This is a genomic window from Xenorhabdus poinarii G6 (genome assembly GCF_000968175.1).
GTDB classification, from domain to species: domain Bacteria; phylum Pseudomonadota; class Gammaproteobacteria; order Enterobacterales; family Enterobacteriaceae; genus Xenorhabdus; species Xenorhabdus poinarii.
In genome coordinates, this window is the sequence record NZ_FO704551.1 from 3200039 (window position 1) to 3219689 (window position 19651).

The window sequence follows — 19651 nt, forward strand, 5'->3', positions numbered from 1 at the left end:
TGGCGCAGTATTAGCGCACCCCAACTTCGGTTGGGGTTATTTTTTTGTCGCACCTGACAACCAATTTCTTAAAATTTCTATATCCTGTTTCCATACCGACTTTAACTCATCCACCCATTCCTGAACATTGTCCCACCACGCAGGCAAATCCGGTGATTGGATCTGCTGAGCCAACTGCTGCAAATGACGTAATCCTATTGAACCTGCCGCCCCTTTAATCTTGTGCGCTTCTTCCGTAATCCCTTTTTGATCTCTGGCCGTCATGTTCGAGTCCAGCAAAGAAAGGTAATTTGGCATCAAGGTTTCAAAAATGGCCAGGTTGTCGATAATCATTTTTGGCCCAATTAATTCGATATATTGGTTCAACAACTCGGTATCTAGCCGTTCTTCATCCTGGTTCACCATCTCCACTGCCGCTAGGGTGTTGTCAGACGCCGATGACTTACCCCAATATTTTTCTATGACGGCAGTTAATTCTTTAACCGAGAGGGGTTTGTTGAGCACATCATTCATACCGGCATCAAGGTATTCTTTTTTATCCTTCAATACATTCGCGGTCAACGCAATCAGCGGTGGCAGAGCTTGGGAAGCGTAACGCTGGTGCAATTGGCGGGAGATATCAAGCCCGGTCATATCCGGCAACTGGATATCCAGTAATACTAAATCATATTCATCAGGATCAAACATCGCCAATGCCTCATGACCAGTCATGGCAACATCCACCGTATTTCCCAGTTTCTCCAGTACAGAGCGAGCCACAATGACATTTAGTTCAATATCCTCGACCAGCAAGATATGCAGTACCGGCAATGGTACGCTGTCTTGTTCAGCCTCGCCTTTCGGGTGTTCCCCAATGGCCGGAGCAACAACAGACAACGTAAAACAGGAACCTTTGCCTAATGTACTTTTCACCGTAATGTCTCCCCCCATACTTTGCGCAAGACGCTTCGACACCGCCAGACCAATCCCTGTTCCGGTTGCAGGGCGCCCCCCCGCGCAATCTTTCACCTGGTAATACATCGCGAAGATTTTTTCCAACTCATCGGTGGGAATACCAATGCCGGAATCCGTCACTTCAAATAATAACCGTTCTCCTTCTTCACACCAGATACGGACTCTAATTTCACCTTGCAGGGTGAATTTCACGGCATTACTGATCAGATTCCACAAAATTTGTCGCAGGCGGGTGCCGTCGCTCAGCACGCTGGCGGGTAATGACGGATCAGGCTCCAGTACAAATTTAATGCCTTTGGGTTGCGCTAATAAGACTGAGATGTTCTCTAAATCGGTCATAAAACCCGTAAAATCAATCTGTTGGTTATTTAGCTGAATTTTACGGCGCTCGATTTTGTCTAATTCGATGATATCGTTAAAAATATTCCCCAGAGTGACAGCACTGACGTGGATCGTTTCCAGATATTTACGCTGTTCTGGGGTTAAATCAGTGTCCATCAGGATTCGGCTCAAGCCGACAATGCCATTTAGCGGTGTACGAAGCTCATGGCTAATCGTAGAGATAAACGTGGTCTTATCCCTGCTGGCACTCTCTAATGCGTCCTGATAGCGCTTACGCTCCGTTATATCGCGTCCAAATCCCATTAACCCATGTCGCTTACCCACGCGATCGTAAAAAGGGACTTTCCTCAGCTCAAAACAAGCCTTGCGCCCATCAGGATAAACCAACCACTGCTCATAGGTCAGAGAGACATTGTGACGGAATACTTTTTCATCGGTTTCCATCACCTTACTGGCAATTTCTTGATCGTAAACCTCCATCGGTGTCAAACCAATGAGCTGTTTCTCACTTTTACCGGTCAGTAACTCCATCGCCCTGTTACAGCCGGAAAACTCATTCTCCTCATTGCGGTAATAAACCAAATCCGGGGAGGCATCCAGAAATGAACGCAACAATATTGATTGCTGTTCAAGTTTAATCTGGGTTTTTTCACGACGTTCCATTTCTGATTTCAGCTTATCCAGCAAAACCAAATGGGTTTTTTCCGCCTTTTCCCTCTCGCTGATCTCTTGATTTAATTGCGCAATATTTTCTTTCAGTTGTCGATTTAAGACCGCATCGCGCTGACGCATTTCTTCAAATTTAGCCACCAGACTGGATAAACGTTGACGAGATTCCTCAAGTTGTTCGACAACAATGGACAGAAAATAAACCGCCCAGGGGGTGATCAATAAACCAAAAAAGATAGAGCGAATTAAGTCAATTCTCTCAATGGTTCCATGCAGTAAGATAGTCACCGCCATCTGCATCGTTATCGCTAGAATAACCAGCGCAGATGCCAATAGCAGAGAAAAACGCACCAGTCCCAGTTTCATCATCAAATCTACATAATATTGGGCAAGCCCCCGAATCAACTTCATAACCACTCCCAGTCAATCTTTCCCAGTAACGTCACCAGACTGCATCATAACGTAAAAAAACGCTAACTTCGTGAGTGGTATCATCCGGCGTTCTCAAAAAGCATAAAACCCAACCACGATTTGAATAATTATTCAAACAAACCGGAACTTTATTTTTTAGACCGAAAAACAGACAATGGCTTCTTCTTGTAAATGGGAAAATATACAATATAAATCTAATTTATGATTAATTTTTAAAATAAAATATTAAGATAAAAGCGTTTTTAAGCATATCCAAAAGCGATAACGTCATAATTTTAGTGATATAAATCACATCAATTAAGCGTATGATCTTGGTCACGAAATAAAAAATACAATTTATTTTATTTTAAAATCAAAATCATAACCAAAAGACCTCTATAAAAAATATGATTTAATACTATTTGACCTACTCGATTTTTATCGCTAAGTTGGAAATTCACTGAAACTCACCTGCCGGATACTCATTCGGCTCATATTTATGCAGTGATATGACATAACATCATTTTGATTCACCGCTTGTTAAGACGAATAAAACAAGTGGCGTTTAACTCAGGGCGCGAATTAGACGCCTGTAGAAATATATCTACACCATCTCACGAGTTGATGTGGGAGTCAGACAGAACGTGTCGGACAGAAATTGGGGAGCATTACAATGTTGTATGATAGATTGCAGGAAAAAGATAACTGTGGCTTTGGATTAATCGCCCATATTGAAGGGGAACCGAGCCACAAAGTGGTGCGGACAGCCATACATGCCCTGGCGCGTATGCAACACCGAGGCGCTATTCTGGCAGATGGAAAAACCGGGGATGGCTGTGGCTTGTTGATGCAAAAACCCAACCGCTTCTTTCAGATGATCGCCAATGAACACTCATGGCGGCTGGCTAAAAACTACGCCGTCGGCATGTTATTTCTCAGTCAGGACGCCCAAATAGCCCAGTCATGTCGTGACATTATCGAGCAGGAATTACAACACGAAACACTGTCCATTGTGGGCTGGCGGGAAGTGCCTATTCATCGCGATATCTTAGGTGATATTGCTCTGTCAAGCCTCCCCCGTATTGAGCAAGTTTTTATCAACGCACCCGCCGGATGGCGGCCGCAGGATCTGGAACGCCGCCTGTTCGTTTCCCGGCGTCGTATAGAGAAACGCATTACCGACAACGACTTTTATATTTGCAGCCTGTCCAACCTGATCATGGTTTACAAAGGGCTGTGCATGGCCGCCGACTTACCGCGTTTCTATTCCGATTTGGCCGATTTACGGATGGAGTCTTCCATCTGTTTGTTCCACCAGCGCTTTTCAACGAACACCGTTCCCCGCTGGCCACTGGCACAACCGTTCCGCTATCTGGCTCATAATGGGGAAATCAATACGATTACGGGAAACCGTGAATGGGCTAAAGCACGGAGCTATAAGTTTCATACCCCACTGATCCCTGATTTACAAACGGCTGCCCCTTTTGTTAATGAAACCGGCTCTGATTCCAGTTCACTGGATAATATGCTGGAATTGTTTCTCAATGGTGGTATGGACTTAATACGCGCAATGCGTCTGCTCGTACCACCCGCCTGGCAGAATAACCCCGATATGGATGAGGATCTGCGCGCGTTCTTTGATTTCAATTCTATGCACATGGAACCCTGGGATGGCCCTGCGGGTATTGTGATCTCCGATGGACGTTATGCCGCCTGTAACCTGGATCGCAATGGTCTGCGCCCTGCCCGTTATGTGATTACCAAAGATAAGCTGATGACTTGTGCCTCTGAAGTCGGTATTTGGGATTACCAACCCGATGAAGTCATCGAAAAAGGTCGTGTCGGGCCAGGTGAATTAATGGTCATCGATACTTATGAAGGCCGTATTCTTCACTCTGCGGAAACAGATAATGATTTGAAAAGCCGTCATCCTTATCAAGAATGGCTGGCAAAAAACGTCAAACGTCTGACACCATTTGAAGCGTTACCGGAAGGGCAAGTCGGGCAAAGAGATTTGGATGATCGCCTGTTGGCCACTTACCACAAACAGTTTGCCTACAGTCATGAAGAATTGGATCAAATTATCCGTACTCTCGGCGAAAATGCGCAAGAAGCGACAGGCTCGATGGGGGATGATACGCCATTTGCGGTACTTTCCAGCCGCCCACGCGTGATCTATGACTATTTTCGTCAACAATTCGCCCAAGTGACTAACCCTCCCATCGATCCATTGCGGGAAGCTCACGTGATGTCTCTGGCAACCCGTATCGGGCGAGAAATGAATGTCTTTTGTGAAGCAGAAGGACAGGCGCACCGCTTGTGCTTTGAATCGCCGGTTCTGCTCTACTCTGATTTTGTACAACTCACCACCCGCCAGGAATCCTATTATCGCGCCGACACGTTGGATTTAACGTTCAATCCACAGGAAATCACGCTAAAAGCGGCCGTTTCAACGTTATGCGAAAAAGCGGAAGAACGGGCTCGCCAGGGTGCCGTGATGCTGGTGTTATCCGACCGCAATATTTCACCGGACAGAGTACCAATCCCTGCCCCTATGGCTGTTGGTGCGATCCAACACTGTTTGGTCGAGAAAAATCTGCGCTGTGATACCAATTTGATCGTAGAAACCGCCAGTGCTCGCGACCCCCATCATTTTGCGGTATTAATCGGTTTTGGCGCGACGGCGGTTTACCCTTATCTGGCCTATGAATCACTGGGTAAGATGGTGGATGATGGTACGATCAACACACCCTATGCCCGCGTTATGCTTAATTATCGTAACGGTATTAATAAAGGGCTGTATAAGATTATGTCCAAAATGGGCATCTCGACAATTTCCTCTTATCGTTGCGCCAAATTGTTCGAAGCGGTCGGCCTGCATCCTGACGTGACAAGTATCTGCTTCAATGGGGTTGTCAGCCGCATCGGGGGCGCTGATTTCAGCGATTTTGAACAGGATTTACGCAATTTGTCCAAACGGGCATGGTTACACCGCTATGCCATCGAGCAAGGAGGGGGGCTGAAATATGTCCATAATGGGGAGTATCACGCTTATAACCCCGATGTTGTCAGCACATTGCAGGCCGCCGTTCACAGTGGCGATTACCGTGATTACCTGAAATACGCGGAGTTGGTTGATCATCGTCCGGTCACCACTTTGCGGGATCTGCTTGCCATTTCGCCTAACGGTACGCCCATCAGCATTGACGAAGTTGAACCCGCAGAAGCCCTATTCAAACGTTTTGATACCGCCGCTATGTCCATTGGTGCGCTCAGCCCTGAAGCCCATGAAGCGCTGGCAGAAGCGATGAATACGCTCGGTGGTTTCTCCAACTCCGGCGAAGGCGGGGAAGATCCTGCGCGCTATTACACCAATAAAGTTTCCCGCATCAAGCAAGTCGCCTCCGGCCGATTTGGCGTGACGCCGGCGTACTTAGCCAGTGCCGATGTCATCCAAATAAAAGTTGCTCAAGGCGCGAAACCCGGGGAAGGAGGGCAATTACCAGGAGATAAAGTCACGCCTTATATCGCCAAATTGCGCTACTCCGTTCCAGGCGTGACGCTGATTTCGCCTCCCCCCCATCACGATATTTATTCCATCGAAGATCTGGCTCAATTGATTTTCGATCTTAAACAAGTGAATTCAAAGGCACTGATTTCCGTCAAACTGGTTTCAGAACCCGGTGTGGGCACTATTGCCACTGGCGTCGCCAAAGCGTATGCCGACCTGATAACCATCGCCGGTTATGATGGCGGAACGGGTGCCAGTCCTTTATCTTCCGTCAAATATGCGGGTTGCCCGTGGGAATTGGGGTTGGTCGAAACCCAACAAGCGCTGGTCGCCAATGGATTGCGCCATAAAATCCGTCTTCAGGTTGATGGAGGGTTGAAAACAGGTGTGGATATCATTAAAGCAGCGATTTTAGGCGCAGAAAGTTTCGGTTTTGGCACCGGTCCAATGGTTGCCCTTGGCTGTAAATATTTGCGGATCTGCCATTTAAATAACTGTGCCACCGGTGTTGCTACGCAAGATGAAAAATTACGCCAGTCTCATTATCACGGCCTACCTGAAAGGGTCATGAATTATTTCCGCTTTATTGCCCGGCAAACCCGTGAACTGATGGCACAACTAGGCGTGAAGCAGCTGACGGATTTAATTGGTCGAACAGATTTGCTGGAGATCCTGGAAGGTGTTTCAGCCAAACAGAGCAAACTCAATCTTGAACCATTACTGGAAACCGCAGTGCCTCATATCGGCAAGTCCCTGCATTGTACTGAAGAAAATACGCCTTTTGATGAGGGTAAGCTGAATAAGTTGATCGTCGCTCAAGCGATGCCTTATGTGGAAAAGGCTCAAAGCAAAACATTCTATTTTGATATCCAAAATACCGATCGCTCTGTTGGTGCCGCACTCTCTGGTGAAATAGCGGCTCGCTATGGCGATCAAGGCCGGGCGGCCGATCCGATCAAACTGCATTTTAGCGGCACAGCCGGACAAAGTTTTGGGGTCTGGAATGCCGGAGGGGTTGAACTGACCTTAATCGGTGACGCTAATGACTATGTGGGGAAAGGAATGGCGGGTGGCTGTATTGCGATCCTTCCACCCGCTGGCTCCGCATTTAAAAGCCACGAAGCGACTATCATCGGCAATACCTGCCTTTATGGGGCAACAGGCGGAAAACTCTTTGCCGCCGGACGAGCAGGTGAGCGCTTCGCTGTACGTAATTCAGGTGCCATTACCGTTATTGAGGGGATCGGTGACAATGGCTGTGAGTATATGACCGGCGGGATCGTCTGTGTGTTAGGCAGCACCGGCGTCAATTTCGGGGCCGGCATGACTGGCGGTTTCGCTTACGTGCTGGACGAATTTGATGATTTTCGCAAGCGTGTCAATGCAGAGCTGGTGGAGGTGCTCTCAATGGAGAGCCTGGCTATTCATAAAGAGCATCTGCGGGGATTAATCACTGAACATGTCCGCCTGACAAATTCTCAACATGGCGAAAGCCTATTGGAAAATTGGTCTCAATGGGTCAATAAATTTGCTTTAGTTAAACCTAAATCCAGTGATGTCAGTGCGTTATTGGGACACCGTAGCCGTTCTTCCGCAGAATTGCGGGTTCAGGCGCAGTAAGGAGTCAATCATGAGTCAGAATGTTTATCAATTTATCGATTTACAGCGTGTTGATCCACCTAAAAAATCGCTGAAAATCAGAAAAATAGAATTTATTGAGATTTATGAACCCTTCTCTGAGATGCAGGCACAGGCACAAGCCGATCGCTGTCTCTCATGCGGTAACCCTTACTGTGAATGGAAGTGTCCTGTACATAACTATATCCCGAATTGGCTGAAACTCGCGAATGAAGGACGCATTATCGAAGCCGCAGAATTATCACACCAAACCAACAGCTTACCTGAAGTCTGTGGGCGCGTTTGCCCACAAGATCGTCTGTGTGAGGGGGCTTGTACACTGAATGATGATTTTGGTGCGGTCACCATCGGTAACATTGAACGCTATATTAATGACACGGCCATTTCTCTAGGCTGGAAACCCGATATGTCGCACGTTATCCCGACAGGCAAACGTGTTGCCGTGGTAGGTGCCGGCCCTGCGGGATTAGCCTGTGCCGATGTTCTGACCCGTAACGGTGTACAGGTGGTGGTTTATGATCGCCATCCTGAGATTGGTGGCTTGCTCACATTTGGTATTCCTGCGTTTAAGCTAGAAAAAGAAGTGATGATCCGTCGCCGTGAAATATTCGCTGAAATGGGGATTGAATTCCGTCTCAACACGGAGATAGGGCAAGACATCACGTTAGCTGAACTTACGAAAGAATTTGACGCCGTATTTCTTGGGGTTGGTACATATCAATCCATTCATGGTGGGTTGGAAAACGAAAATGCTGACGGGGTATATGACGCCCTGCCCTTCTTAATCGCCAATACCCGCCAATTGATGGGCTACCCTTCTCTTCCTGAACACCCTTATGTGGAGATGAAAGGTAAACGTGTTCTGGTGCTGGGCGGCGGTGATACCGCAATGGATTGTGTGCGTACTTCGATTCGTCAAGGGGCAAGCCGCGTTATCTGTGCCTATCGGCGCAATGAAGAAAACATGCCTGGCTCCCGTCGTGAAGTCAAAAATGCCAAAGAAGAAGGTGTCGAGTTTCGTTTTAATCTCCAGCCTATACGCATCGAGATCAACAACGCCGGGCAGGTTTGTGGCGTCAAGGTTGTGAAAACACAACTCGGTGCCGTGGATGAAAAAGGTCGTCGTCAGGCCGAAATTATCCCGGATTCCGAATTTCTGATAGAAGCGGATGCCGTGATTATGGCGTTTGGTTTCAAACCGCACACAATGAACTGGCTGGATGGACATCAAGTCAACCTTGATCAAAAAGGCCGAATTGTCGCGCCTGAATCCGCTCATCGCCCTTTCCAGACCAGTAACCCGACTATCTTCGCAGGCGGGGATGCTGTACGTGGTTCTGATTTGGTCGTCACCGCCATTGATGAAGGCAGAAAAGCCGCTTTCGGTATTCTCGACTATCTTGAAGTGTAATATTCCATTTTTCTTTTCTAAAAACTTCTCCGGTTAACCATCGGAGAAGATCTCAAAAATGCCAATACCGTCATTTTTTTATTTTTTACTACCACACTCCTTGTACTTTTTCGATTTATGCAACTACGCTTATATCCTAAACGCAAATATACAGATTTAATCTCTAACCCATTAGAGTAGCGCAGCAATCGTACCACACCGTAAGACAACGGTAAGCTTCGCTTTTTTGGAAAGGGCGTTTCTGAGGGTTACTGATCAAATAGAAAGAAAATAAAAGATTTCTAAAGAAATAATAGGGAGAAATACATGCGATTACTCACACGGATACTCTTCTTCTTTTACTTAATTTTGATAAGCCAACCATCAATTGCGAAATTTTCCACCCCTATTGAAATTAATCAGCAATTACAAGAAAGAGGTGTCAATTCTGTGGTGGCAGAGATAAACGAAAAATACGAGCAGGATGACATTATCCATCATATTTCGACCGGTGACCCACAATGGTTGCAAATTGCTTTTGATCTTCTCCCTAATATACATACCGAATTTTCCAAAAAAATAGTTGAGGCTTTATCTGTTGCTTTAACTGAGAATCCTGTGGCGGTATTAGCACTGGTAAAAGCACACCGAATACTTTCAATCACGGATATCTGTCATCTTCCACCAACGTTACAGGGCCGGAGTCAAAAGGAAGCCCTATTCAGAAAAATGATGAATAGCTTAAACGCAGCAGAAAAATCTTCTTCTGAAAAAAATCGAGAGAATATCGAAATCTGTCGATGGGAACTTGAAAAAGTCAGTGATCTCTATTTATAAAACTGACTGGTGCGCTTAACTTTTCCAGTTATTGATCAGATTATAAAAAAATAAAGGAGCCTAATGTCTCCTTTATTTTTCGTTTCCAACGATCTTTTTCAAGCGACGACCCGACGGGTTATCACTGAGCATCTATTGGGTATGATCTTATTTTACGACGCGCAAAGTTGGACGGTTCTTGGGGGGCTGAGGGGGTTCATCATCGGGTGAATCATCACTGTGAGACGTTTTGCTATCGTGGATAAACACCAGATTATCAGCGATGGGTGCTTCCGTGTTGTCTTCTGACTCAGTCTCCGTATCATAAGCGAGTTCTGGCTCAAACATCATTCCCGCGCCGTTTTCACGGGCATAAACCGCAATAACAGCCGCCATCGGAACAATAACTTGACGTGCAATACCGCCAAAGCGGGCATTGAACCTTACCTCTGTGTTAGTCAATTCTAAATTGCCAACGGCTCTCGGTGAGAGATTCAAAATAATCTGCCCATTTTGGGCATATTCCATCGGGACGTTAACACCATACACGTTAACATCCACTACCACATGCGGAGTCATGTCATTATCCAACAGCCATTCATAATGCGCCCGCAATAGATAGGGACGACGCGGAGACATTTCCATACATTAACCCCGTGATTGCAAACGCATTTCACGTTCAGCTTCTGTCAGTGAAGCCAGGAATGCGTCACGTTTAAATACACGCTGCATATAGGACTGAATATCTTTTGCACCAGGACCTGATAACTCAATACCCAATACCGGCAAACGCCATAGCAGTGGAGACAAGTAACAATCCACCAGACTGAATTCTTCAGACATGAAGTAAGGTTTTTCTTTGAAAAAAGGCGCACCAGCCAGCAATGCTTCCGTCAACTGTTTCCGAGCGGCATTCGCTTCCTGAACACTTCCTCCCTGAATTTTGTACATCAGGGAATACCAGTCTTTTTCAATTCTATGCATCGCCATGCGGCAGTGGCCACGCGTGACAGGATACACAGGCATGAGTGGTGGATGAGGAAAACGTTCATCCAGATATTCCATAATGACGCGAGAATCATACAGGGTCAGGTCACGATCAACGAGGGTAGGTACAGACTGGTCAGGATTCAGATCAATCAAATCCTGAGGCAGATTACCTGCTTCAACATGTTCAACTTCTACAGTGACCCCTTTTTCCGCCAGTACAATCCGCACTTGATGGCTAAAAATGTCGGTCGGGCCGGAAAACAGAGTCATTACCGAACGTTTGTTGGCAGCGACAGCCATGAAAACCTCCAAGTTTATCTAAAAAAAGGAACGAACAGCCCTTCAATAAATAGCGGCTATTCTCGCTCATATTTCTCATCCTGTTTTGCTTATTACCTGAGACTCCGTCTCCCTCTTTCCGGTTACTGCTTTCGCCGCGGTAACAAGAAACTTTTTGGAGATATAGACTTAGCCTCTGCCAAATCAGGCAAATTCATGGATAAGGCAAAAAATTGTTATTATTCTATCAGATTTTGCACATTTTGTGATGAAGTACATTAAGAATTAATGATGAAATATTGGAATTGAGGAATTTATCATCAAAAACACGCTGTTTTTTGTCAAAATCGCGCGTTATCAAGGCATGAAAAATCTGCGGGGATAAAAAAATCCGCCATAAAAATGGCGGATTTTTTAACTTTAATCGACGGCCACCAGAGTGGCAGTAAATTAACGTTTGGAGAACTGTGGACGACGACGTGCTTTGCGCAGACCCACTTTTTTACGTTCAACTTCACGTGCATCGCGAGTCACGAAGCCAGCTTTACGAAGTTCAGAACGCAGAGTCTCGTCATAAGCCATCAGTGCACGGGTGATACCGTGACGGATTGCGCCTGCCTGACCAGAAATACCACCACCTTTAACAGTGATGTACAGATCCAGTTTGTTCAGCATATCAACCAGTTCAAGTGGTTGACGAACAACCATGCGCGCAGTTTCACGACCGAAGTAAACTTCGAGGCTGCGTTGGTTGATTACGATGTTACCGCTACCTGGCTTAATGAAGACACGAGCGGAGGAGCTTTTGCGGCGACCAGTGCCGTAGTATTGATTTTCAGCCATTGCCTATAATCCCGATTAGATGTCCAGAACTTGTGGTTGCTGTGCCGCGTGGTTGTGCTCATTGCCCGCGTAAACTTTCAGCTTACGGTACATTGCACGACCCAGTGGCCCTTTTGGCAGCATGCCTTTAACCGCGATTTCAATGACACGCTCAGGACGGCGGGCAATCATCTCTTCAAAGGTCGCTTGCTTGATACCACCGATGTGGCCAGTGTGGTGATAATAAATTTTGTCAGCACGTTTGTTGCCAGTAACAGCAACTTTTTCTGCGTTAACAATAATGATGTAATCACCAGTATCAACGTGCGGAGTGTATTCCGCTTTGTGCTTGCCGCGCAGGCGACGAGCTACTTCAGTTGCAAGACGGCCTAAAGTTTTGCCATCTGCGTCAACAACATACCAGTCGCGTTTTACGGTTTCTGGTTTAGCTGTAAAAGTTTTCATTAAAGCTTACCCAATTATAAGTTACACGTTGGTGAACACTCGATGTTCAGAAACTGTTTTTGAGGTTCACACGACTCATGTCCAGCAAACCTACCCCTTCGAATAGCCTATGCCGGCACTAATGCAAGTTTTTTGGGAAATAAAAATCCTGCTGTAACGTGGGGTCGCAAGATTATAGAGAACTCGCTATAAAAAATCGACCCCAAATTCAATAATTATCTTATTGGTTGATATTACTTTCATGCACAAGCATACGCCGTCGTCAATAAATTAAGGCAAATGCGGCAGTTTCAGGTATTCCTCGCTTTGCATTTCCTGTAATCGGGACAAACAACGTTGATACTCAAACCGCAACAACTCCCCCTGATAAATTTGTTCCATCGAGGCATCAGCATTGATGATCAATTTCACCTGGCGCTCATAAAATTCATCCACCAGGGCAATAAAACGCCGCGCCGCACTTTCATTCCGTTCGGTCATGATCGGCACATCATGCAATAAAACAGAGTGGTAAAGCTTCGACAGCGCGATATAGTCCCGTTGACTGCGAGGATCTTCACACAAGGTTTTGAAGTGGATAGCTAATACGCCATCAACGCTACTGATTGCAGGCATATTACGATGATTGACGGCTAATACCGGATTTGGCTCTCCCTCTCGCCCAGCCAAACGCTGGAATATGTGGCGCATCGCCAGCCGATTTTCTTCCGTCAGTGGCGTTAGATAAAGGTGAGCCTGGGTCAGGGTCCGTAAACGATAATCGATACCGGCATCAACGTTCAGCACATCACAATATTTTTTGATCTGCTCAATGGCAGGCAGGAAGCGCGCACGCTGTAATCCATTTCGATAAAGTTCATCCGGTGGAATATTGGATGTTGCCACCAGCGCAATTCCCCGTGCAAACAGCGCTTCCAGCAATGTACCGAGGATCATGGCATCGGTAATATCAGACACAAAAAATTCATCAAAACAAAGCATGTCTGTCTGTGCCTTAAAGCCGTCGGCAATCACCTCCAAAGGATTCTCATGTCCTTGTAAAGTGGTTAATTCCTCATGTATCCGTAACATAAAACGGTGAAAATGGAGACGCAGTTTTCGTTCAGTGGGCAAACTCTGAAAAAACATATCCATCAACCATGTTTTTCCACGCCCAACGCCTCCCCACATATAAAGCCCTTGAACAGGACGACACGGTTCAGGTAATTGCCGACCAAGCAGCTTACCTAACATCCCTTTCAACCGATTAGGTTGCGAGGTGTGGCAAGGGCGGGCATTGATGAGATCGTGATAGATGATATCGAGACGTTCAACCGTCGTGCGCTGTACTTCGTCAGCTTGATACTGACCCTCAGACAGTGCTGATTGATAGAGAGATGAAGGTGTAATCGGTAACATGAAAATGACAATCCTTAAAATTTTTCTCAGTGCAGTCTCGTACGTTACTGAGTATCAGACTGTTTGCCTACACTTAGGCAGTTTATTCATCCTGTTGGACAACATACTTTGGTAAATGCGTATAAAATAAAGCGATTAGGCCGTCGATAAGCTAATTAAATAATAATCCATATTCCACTCTGACTAAATTAACGGTTATAGTGGTTGTCATGTTGCCAAGAACCTAGCTTAGTCGGCGCATATACTTGCAAATAAAACCGCCTAATGGGATAACGCACTGAGAGATTGAGAACAACATCTCAAAACGGTATTTTCAGCACCGTATTTCAGAACCATATTTCAAAACCGTATTTCAAAACAATGCGAGGCATTGTAAGACAATGATGTTACTAAAGGAGTTGCCATGACTTGGGAATATGCACTGATTGGATTAATCGTTGGTTTTATCATCGGCGCGCTGGCGGCCCGCTTTGGCAGCTCAAAGCTACGCCAGCAAAATGCACTACAGACTGAATTGGAGAAAAATCGGGCTGAACTGGAAGAATACCGCAAAGAGCTGGTCAGCCATTTCGCCCGTAGTGCTGAATTGCTTGACAATATGGCACGCGATTATCGTCAGTTGTATCAACATATGGCTAAAAGTTCCAATGAACTCATGCCTGACATGCCAGTGCAGGATAACCCTTTCCATTATCGTCTGGGTGAATCCGAAACTGAGGCGAAGAAAATGACGGCGAATACCCCCCCACGAGATTATTCTGAAGGGGCGTCCGGTCTATTCCGTCCCATTCAAGATAAGAAATAATCATAAGCTTGGCCGTGGTAACCCGACGACCACGGCTTCTGCGATGTCTTTCCATCCAGTAGAAAAAGCGTTATTTTTTATTTTCTATTCACGTAAATACCTGTAAAGAAATTTATTGAACCTACTTTATTGGTGAACTTTACTGAATAATCGATAGTCATAACAGCATTGAAACAATGATGCTTAAAACCTATCCATCATAAACTCAATTCCCGGGTCGCTAAGCGCCTGGACAGGATAGGGCTATTAAGTGCAATTTCCTTTTCTAGCTTAGGATGAAGAGAACGTATTCATGAAAAGAAAAAATACATTGCTCAGCGCACTCGCTATTAGTATTGGACTGTCTTTAGCTTCAGTGTCAATGGTCAGTCATGCGGCCTTACCGCCGGCAACGACCTCTCAAGGATCACTCAGTCTCGCGCCCATGCTGGAAAAAGTGCTTCCTTCGGTTGTCACTATCCGGGTCTCAGGTACCGAAGTCCAAAAACAACAGCTCCAGTTACCTGAAGATTTCCAATTCTTTTTTGGGCCGGCTTTTCCTCCACCAGAACAGCGAAGCCGCCCATTCAATGGACTCGGCTCTGGCGTTATTATTGATGCCAAGAAAGGCTATGTGCTGACCAATAATCATGTTATTGAAAATGCGAATAAAATACGTATTCAATTAAACGATGGCCGTGAATACTCAGCAAAACTCATCGGGCGTGATCCACTGTCTGATATTGCACTTTTACAATTACAAAATGCCAAGAATCTGACTGCCATCCAGTTCGCTGATTCCGACCAACTTAAGGTTGGCGATTATGCCGTTGCAATCGGTAACCCCTTTGGTTTGGGGCAAACCGTCACATCAGGGATCATTTCCGCACTCGGTCGAAGTGGCCTGAGTTTGGATGGTTTGGAAAACTTTATTCAGACCGATGCCTCCATTAACCAAGGGAACTCCGGTGGCGCACTGATTAATTTGAAAGGGGAATTGATCGGCATTAATACTGCGATCATCGCCCCGAATGGCGGTAACGTCGGTATCGGTTTCTCCATCCCCAGTAACATGGCCAAAACTATTGCGGCACAGCTTATTGACCATGGCGAAGTGAAACGAGGCATACTCGGTATCAAAGGTGCTGAAATGACAGCCGACATTGCTGATGCCCTCAAAGTTGAAGCACAGCAAGGGGCATTTGTCAGCGAAGTTATCCCTAAATCGGCCGCCGCAAAAGCAGGGATCAAACCCGGCGATGTGTTAGTTTCCTTCGATGGCAGGAAAATTAATAGCTTTGCGGAGTTACGTGCCAAGATAGGTACAACTGCGCCAGGCAAAGAGGTCAAAATTGGTCTGCTGCGCAAAGGACAGCCACTGGAAGTCAGTGTCACATTGGATAACAGTGAAGAGAACGCGACCAAAGCAGAAAAACTGAGTATCGCCCTGCAAGGCGCAACCCTGAGCAACGGCACGATAAAAAATACCCAGGGCATTAAAGTGGACACCATTGCGCCAAACTCACCGGCGGCCAGATCCGGCTTACAGAAAAACGACTTGATTATTGGTGCTAACAATGTGCGTATACGGAATATCAGTGAATTCCGCAAGATCACGGAAGAGAAGCCGCCCATGATCGCATTGAACGTTTTACGTGGTGACGATAATCTTTACCTTCTGCTGCCGAATTAATTCAGCACATACCATCGGTTGCCGGTGGAACGCAGAATGCCGTGCTTACCTCTTGAGCGCGGAGTCTCAGGGGCACAAATAACGGTGTGACTGCCGTCAGTGAGCGCAGCCAATCGCAGCGACGGTGACAAAGATGACCCTAACCAAGCAGACACAGTATGATGCTGTGTCTGCTCGTTTCTATGCTATTCTTCTTTCAATCATTTATTACTGAATAATGCCATGCTGATCAAGTTATTGCGCTCTATACTCATAGGCTTATTGATTGCAGCTATTTTGCTGATCACGATACCTGCCCTACGCCCCGACAGCGTGCAGAATTTCCTAAGCGACAATAAGAGCAACGATAGAATATCAAGTTTCAGCCATGCCGTCCGCCGCGCCGCGCCTGCGGTCGTCAATATTTACAGCATCAATACAGGCAGTTTTTCTCATGACAGCCGGGAAATCCGCCCTTTGGGTTCAGGGGTGATTATGAGCGAACAAGGCTATATTCTCACAAATAAACATGTCATCAATAAAGCCGGCCCCATTATTATTGCATTGCAAGACGGAAGCTTTTATGAAGCACTCCTGGTCGGTTCCGATGGCCCAACGGATCTGGCTGTCTTAAAGATTAATGCCAAAAACCTTCCTGTGATCCCCATCAATCTCAAACGAATCGCCCATGTCGGCGATATCGTATTGGCTATCGGCAATCCGTACAACTTGGGTCAGACTATTACACAAGGCATTATCAGTGCAACGGAACGTATCAGCCTCAGCCAGACGCGTCGCCAAAACTTCTTGCAAACAGATGCATCCATCAATCAAGGGAACTCTGGTGGTGCTCTGGTTAATACCCAAGGAGAACTAGTCGGTATCAACACATTGACGTTCGATAAATCAGATTTTGGGATTACACCGGAAGGATTAGGATTCGCCATTCCCACAAAGCTGGCGACAACCATCATGCACAAATTGATCCGGGATGGTCGAGTCATCCGAGGATATATCGGAATCACGTCGAAAGAGTTACTGAATATTCGCTCATCAGGCAATCAAATCAATCAAATTGAAGGGGTACGTGTTTTCCAGATCGAACCAAACAGCCCTGCGGAAAAAGCGGGGATCAAAGTGGGCGATATTATTACCAGCGTCAATCACCAGCCGGCTATTTCACCCGCCGAAATGATGGCTCAAATTGCGGATATCAATCCGGGCAGTGTTGTGCCTGTCACTATCCTACGCGATGACACATATCTCACACTCAATGTCACCATTGAAGAGCTTGACGATCACTGAAACTATGTTACTTTCATAAAAACACGTAACGTTCATCAAAACATGTTACGTTCATAAAAAAACGGCCTCTATGCCTTCCTCGCCCACATGATCCCCCCATAAATATGGGCGAGGAATATTGGGCGAGGAAAGAAATTAGTGCCGTTTACTCAACCGTCTTAATACGCTCAATCTTAGCGCCAAGCCCACGCAGCTTGTCTTCAATGTGTTCATAACCACGGTCAATGTGATAAATACGGTCAACAATGGTCGTTCCTTCAGCAATACACCCCGCCAAGACTAAACTGGCAGAAGCCCGTAGATCCGTCGCCATCACCTGCGCACCAGACAATTTTTCAACACCGTGACACAGTACGGTATTACTCTCAATTTCAGCTCTGGCGCCCATACGAATCAACTCAGGGATATGCATGAAACGATTTTCAAAGATAGTTTCAGTGATCATACCTACGCCATCTGCAACCAGATTCAACAGGCTGAATTGTGCCTGCATATCCGTTGGAAACCCCGGATGTGGTGCAGTGCGGAATGTCACCGCCTTTGGCCGCTGACCGTGCATATCAAGGCTAATCCAGTCCTCACCTACGTTAATATCCGCCCCTGCCTCACGCAGTTTAGCCAAAACAGAATCCAGGGTATCCGGTTTCGCTTGCCGACACATCACTTTACCGCGGGAAATGGCGGCTGCGACCAGAAAAGTACCCGTTTCGATACGATCAGGCAAGACACGATGAACACCGCCCCCCAAACGTTCAACACCTTCAATCACAATGCGATTACTGCCTGCACCGCTGATTTTAGCCCCAAGTGTATTAAGGAAATTAGCCGTGTCTTCGATTTCAGGCTCACGGGCAGCATTTTCAATAATCGTGGTGCCTTCTGCCAATGTTGCCGCCGTCATGATGGTCACTGTTGCCCCAACGCTGACTTTATCCATCACAATACTGGCCCCTTTCAGGCGACCCTCCACGGTGGCTTTGACATACCCTTCATCTAAGACGATTTTTGCACCAAGCTGTTCCAGGCCAGAAATATGAAGATCAACAGGCCGCGCTCCGATAGCACAACCGCCTGGCAGAGAAACTTGTCCCTGACCAAAACGCGCGACTAATGGCCCCAGCGCCCAGATGGAAGCACGCATTGTCTTGACCAGTTCATAAGGCGCGCAATATTCATTAACCCCGCTGGCATCAATAAAAACTGAACCATGACGCTCTATTTTGGTTCCCAAACGATTGAGCAGTTTGATCGTGGTATCAATATCTTTCAATTCAGGAACATTCTGTAATTCAACGGGTTCTTCTGCCAATAGCGCGGCGAACATAATGGGTAATGCGGCATTTTTTGCCCCGGAAATGGTCACTTCTCCCGACAAGCAGGTAGGCCCTTTCACACGAAATTTATCCATCTCTATCATGATCCTCTTATTTAATTCAAAGTGTGCTGGTTGCGGCCGGGTAAACAATCTCAAAATCCCTGAAGCTTGCGGTCACGCTGCCACTGTGCAGGTGTATAGGCTTTAATTGACAATGCATGAATGCGGTTATCCGCAATGTATTCCATCAGCGGCGCGTAAATAGCCTGCTGTTGCTTGACACGGCTCATGCCATCAAACAGTGTTCCAACAGCAATAACCTGAAAATGACTGCCATCACCACTAACGATAACTTCATCAAGTGCCAAATGCGCCATCAGCACTTTTTTAATTTCATTCGTATCCATAATTGCTCACACTCACCGTTAGAAAATAATAGTAGACGCCTATCCTAATAGAATCCATTCGACTCTGAAACCAAGAAAAACGCCCCTGTAAGTGAATGGTTTACAAGGGCGTTGATTATTAAAAAAGAATTACGCGTTAAGCTGACGATCGCCCAAAAGCGCTTGCAGGCCATATAACGTTATCAACGTATTTAAGCGCTCACTCACACCTGAGAATGTCAGTGTCTTGCCACGTTGTTGATATGCCTCTTTTAAGCGAACAAGCAGGGCTAATCCCGCAGAGTCCACACGGCTAAGCGAGGAAACATCGATGATATCGATGCCCGCCAAGGCATTCTCTTTTTGTTGCCACAAGGAAAGCAGACTGTCACGATCTAATGAGCCTTTCAGCAACAAGGTATTTCCGGCCTTTTCCCAATCAACCATGTCCTGATTGATTTTTTCTTTGCTCATCATGCCGCTCGCAAGCGTCCTGTTATTCAT

15 protein-coding genes are annotated in these 19651 nt (G+C 46.3%); 6 read left to right on the forward strand and 9 right to left on the reverse strand.

From position 1 onward, the window contains the following. Window positions 1–36 precede the first annotated feature (36 nt). A complete protein-coding gene (arcB, locus tag XPG1_RS14790) occupies window positions 37–2376 on the reverse strand; it encodes an aerobic respiration two-component sensor histidine kinase ArcB (protein ID WP_045959772.1) in 2340 nt (779 codons plus the stop codon). A gap of 673 nt (window positions 2377–3049) precedes the next feature. Here arcB and gltB point away from each other — a divergent pair. From gltB to XPG1_RS14805, 3 genes are all read left to right on the forward strand, one after another. Next, window positions 3050–7507, forward strand: a complete 4458-nt coding sequence (gene gltB, locus XPG1_RS14795) for a glutamate synthase large subunit (protein ID WP_045959774.1) — start codon at window positions 3050–3052, stop codon at window positions 7505–7507. Between the two features lie 10 nt (window positions 7508–7517). Then, the gene (locus XPG1_RS14800) at window positions 7518–8936 is read left to right on the forward strand and encodes an FAD-dependent oxidoreductase (protein WP_045959775.1); all 1419 of its coding nucleotides are present in this window, start codon (window positions 7518–7520) and stop codon (window positions 8934–8936) included. A 306-nt stretch (window positions 8937–9242) separates the two neighbouring features. Continuing rightward, window positions 9243–9752, forward strand: coding sequence for a hypothetical protein (locus XPG1_RS14805; RefSeq protein WP_045959776.1), 510 nt, complete (start codon window positions 9243–9245; stop codon window positions 9750–9752). Between the two features lie 147 nt (window positions 9753–9899). On the opposite strand, the gene sspB is transcribed toward XPG1_RS14805, so the two are convergent. From sspB to zapE, 5 genes are all read right to left on the reverse strand, one after another. Beyond that, window positions 9900–10370, reverse strand: a complete 471-nt coding sequence (sspB, locus tag XPG1_RS14810; RefSeq protein WP_436286833.1) for a ClpXP protease specificity-enhancing factor — start codon at window positions 10368–10370, stop codon at window positions 9900–9902. A 9-nt stretch (window positions 10371–10379) separates the two neighbouring features. Then, on the reverse strand, window positions 10380–11021 hold the full coding sequence (gene sspA / locus XPG1_RS14815) for a stringent starvation protein SspA (RefSeq protein ID WP_045959779.1): 642 nt from the start codon (window positions 11019–11021) through the stop codon (window positions 10380–10382). A gap of 429 nt (window positions 11022–11450) precedes the next feature. Continuing rightward, on the reverse strand, window positions 11451–11843 hold the full coding sequence (gene rpsI / locus XPG1_RS14820; protein WP_045959780.1) for a 30S ribosomal protein S9: 393 nt from the start codon (window positions 11841–11843) through the stop codon (window positions 11451–11453). 15 nt (window positions 11844–11858) lie between these two features. Further along, window positions 11859–12287 (reverse strand): 50S ribosomal protein L13, encoded by a 429-nt coding sequence (rplM, locus tag XPG1_RS14825; protein WP_045959782.1) that lies wholly within the window; start codon window positions 12285–12287, stop codon window positions 11859–11861. Window positions 12288–12557: 270 nt separating this feature from the next. Beyond that, entirely contained in the window at window positions 12558–13685 is a 1128-nt protein-coding gene (zapE, locus tag XPG1_RS14830) for a cell division protein ZapE (protein WP_045959783.1), read from the reverse strand. 403 nt (window positions 13686–14088) lie between these two features. On the opposite strand from zapE, the gene zapG reads away from it, so the two are divergent. The 3 genes from zapG to degS all read left to right on the forward strand — a co-directional run bounded on the left by zapG (window position 14089) and on the right by degS (window position 17446). Continuing rightward, complete coding sequence (zapG, locus tag XPG1_RS14835) at window positions 14089–14490, forward strand: Z-ring associated protein ZapG (protein ID WP_045959785.1); 402 nt, start codon at window positions 14089–14091, stop codon at window positions 14488–14490. 292 nt (window positions 14491–14782) lie between these two features. After that, window positions 14783–16162 (forward strand): Do family serine endopeptidase, encoded by a 1380-nt coding sequence (locus XPG1_RS14840; protein ID WP_045959787.1) that lies wholly within the window; start codon window positions 14783–14785, stop codon window positions 16160–16162. 222 nt (window positions 16163–16384) lie between these two features. After that, on the forward strand, window positions 16385–17446 hold the full coding sequence (degS, locus tag XPG1_RS14845) for an outer membrane-stress sensor serine endopeptidase DegS (protein ID WP_045959788.1): 1062 nt from the start codon (window positions 16385–16387) through the stop codon (window positions 17444–17446). 145 nt (window positions 17447–17591) lie between these two features. On the opposite strand, the gene murA is transcribed toward degS, so the two are convergent. The 3 genes from murA to mlaB all read right to left on the reverse strand — a co-directional run bounded on the left by murA (window position 17592) and on the right by mlaB (window position 19651). Next, window positions 17592–18854, reverse strand: coding sequence for a UDP-N-acetylglucosamine 1-carboxyvinyltransferase (gene murA, locus XPG1_RS14850; RefSeq protein WP_045959789.1), 1263 nt, complete (start codon window positions 18852–18854; stop codon window positions 17592–17594). 59 nt (window positions 18855–18913) lie between these two features. After that, on the reverse strand, window positions 18914–19168 hold the full coding sequence (gene ibaG / locus XPG1_RS14855; RefSeq protein ID WP_045959790.1) for a BolA family iron metabolism protein IbaG: 255 nt from the start codon (window positions 19166–19168) through the stop codon (window positions 18914–18916). A 129-nt stretch (window positions 19169–19297) separates the two neighbouring features. Next, window positions 19298–19651: a lipid asymmetry maintenance protein MlaB gene (mlaB, locus tag XPG1_RS14860; RefSeq protein ID WP_084717324.1), complete on the reverse strand. Its 354-nt coding sequence runs from the start codon at window positions 19649–19651 to the stop codon at window positions 19298–19300.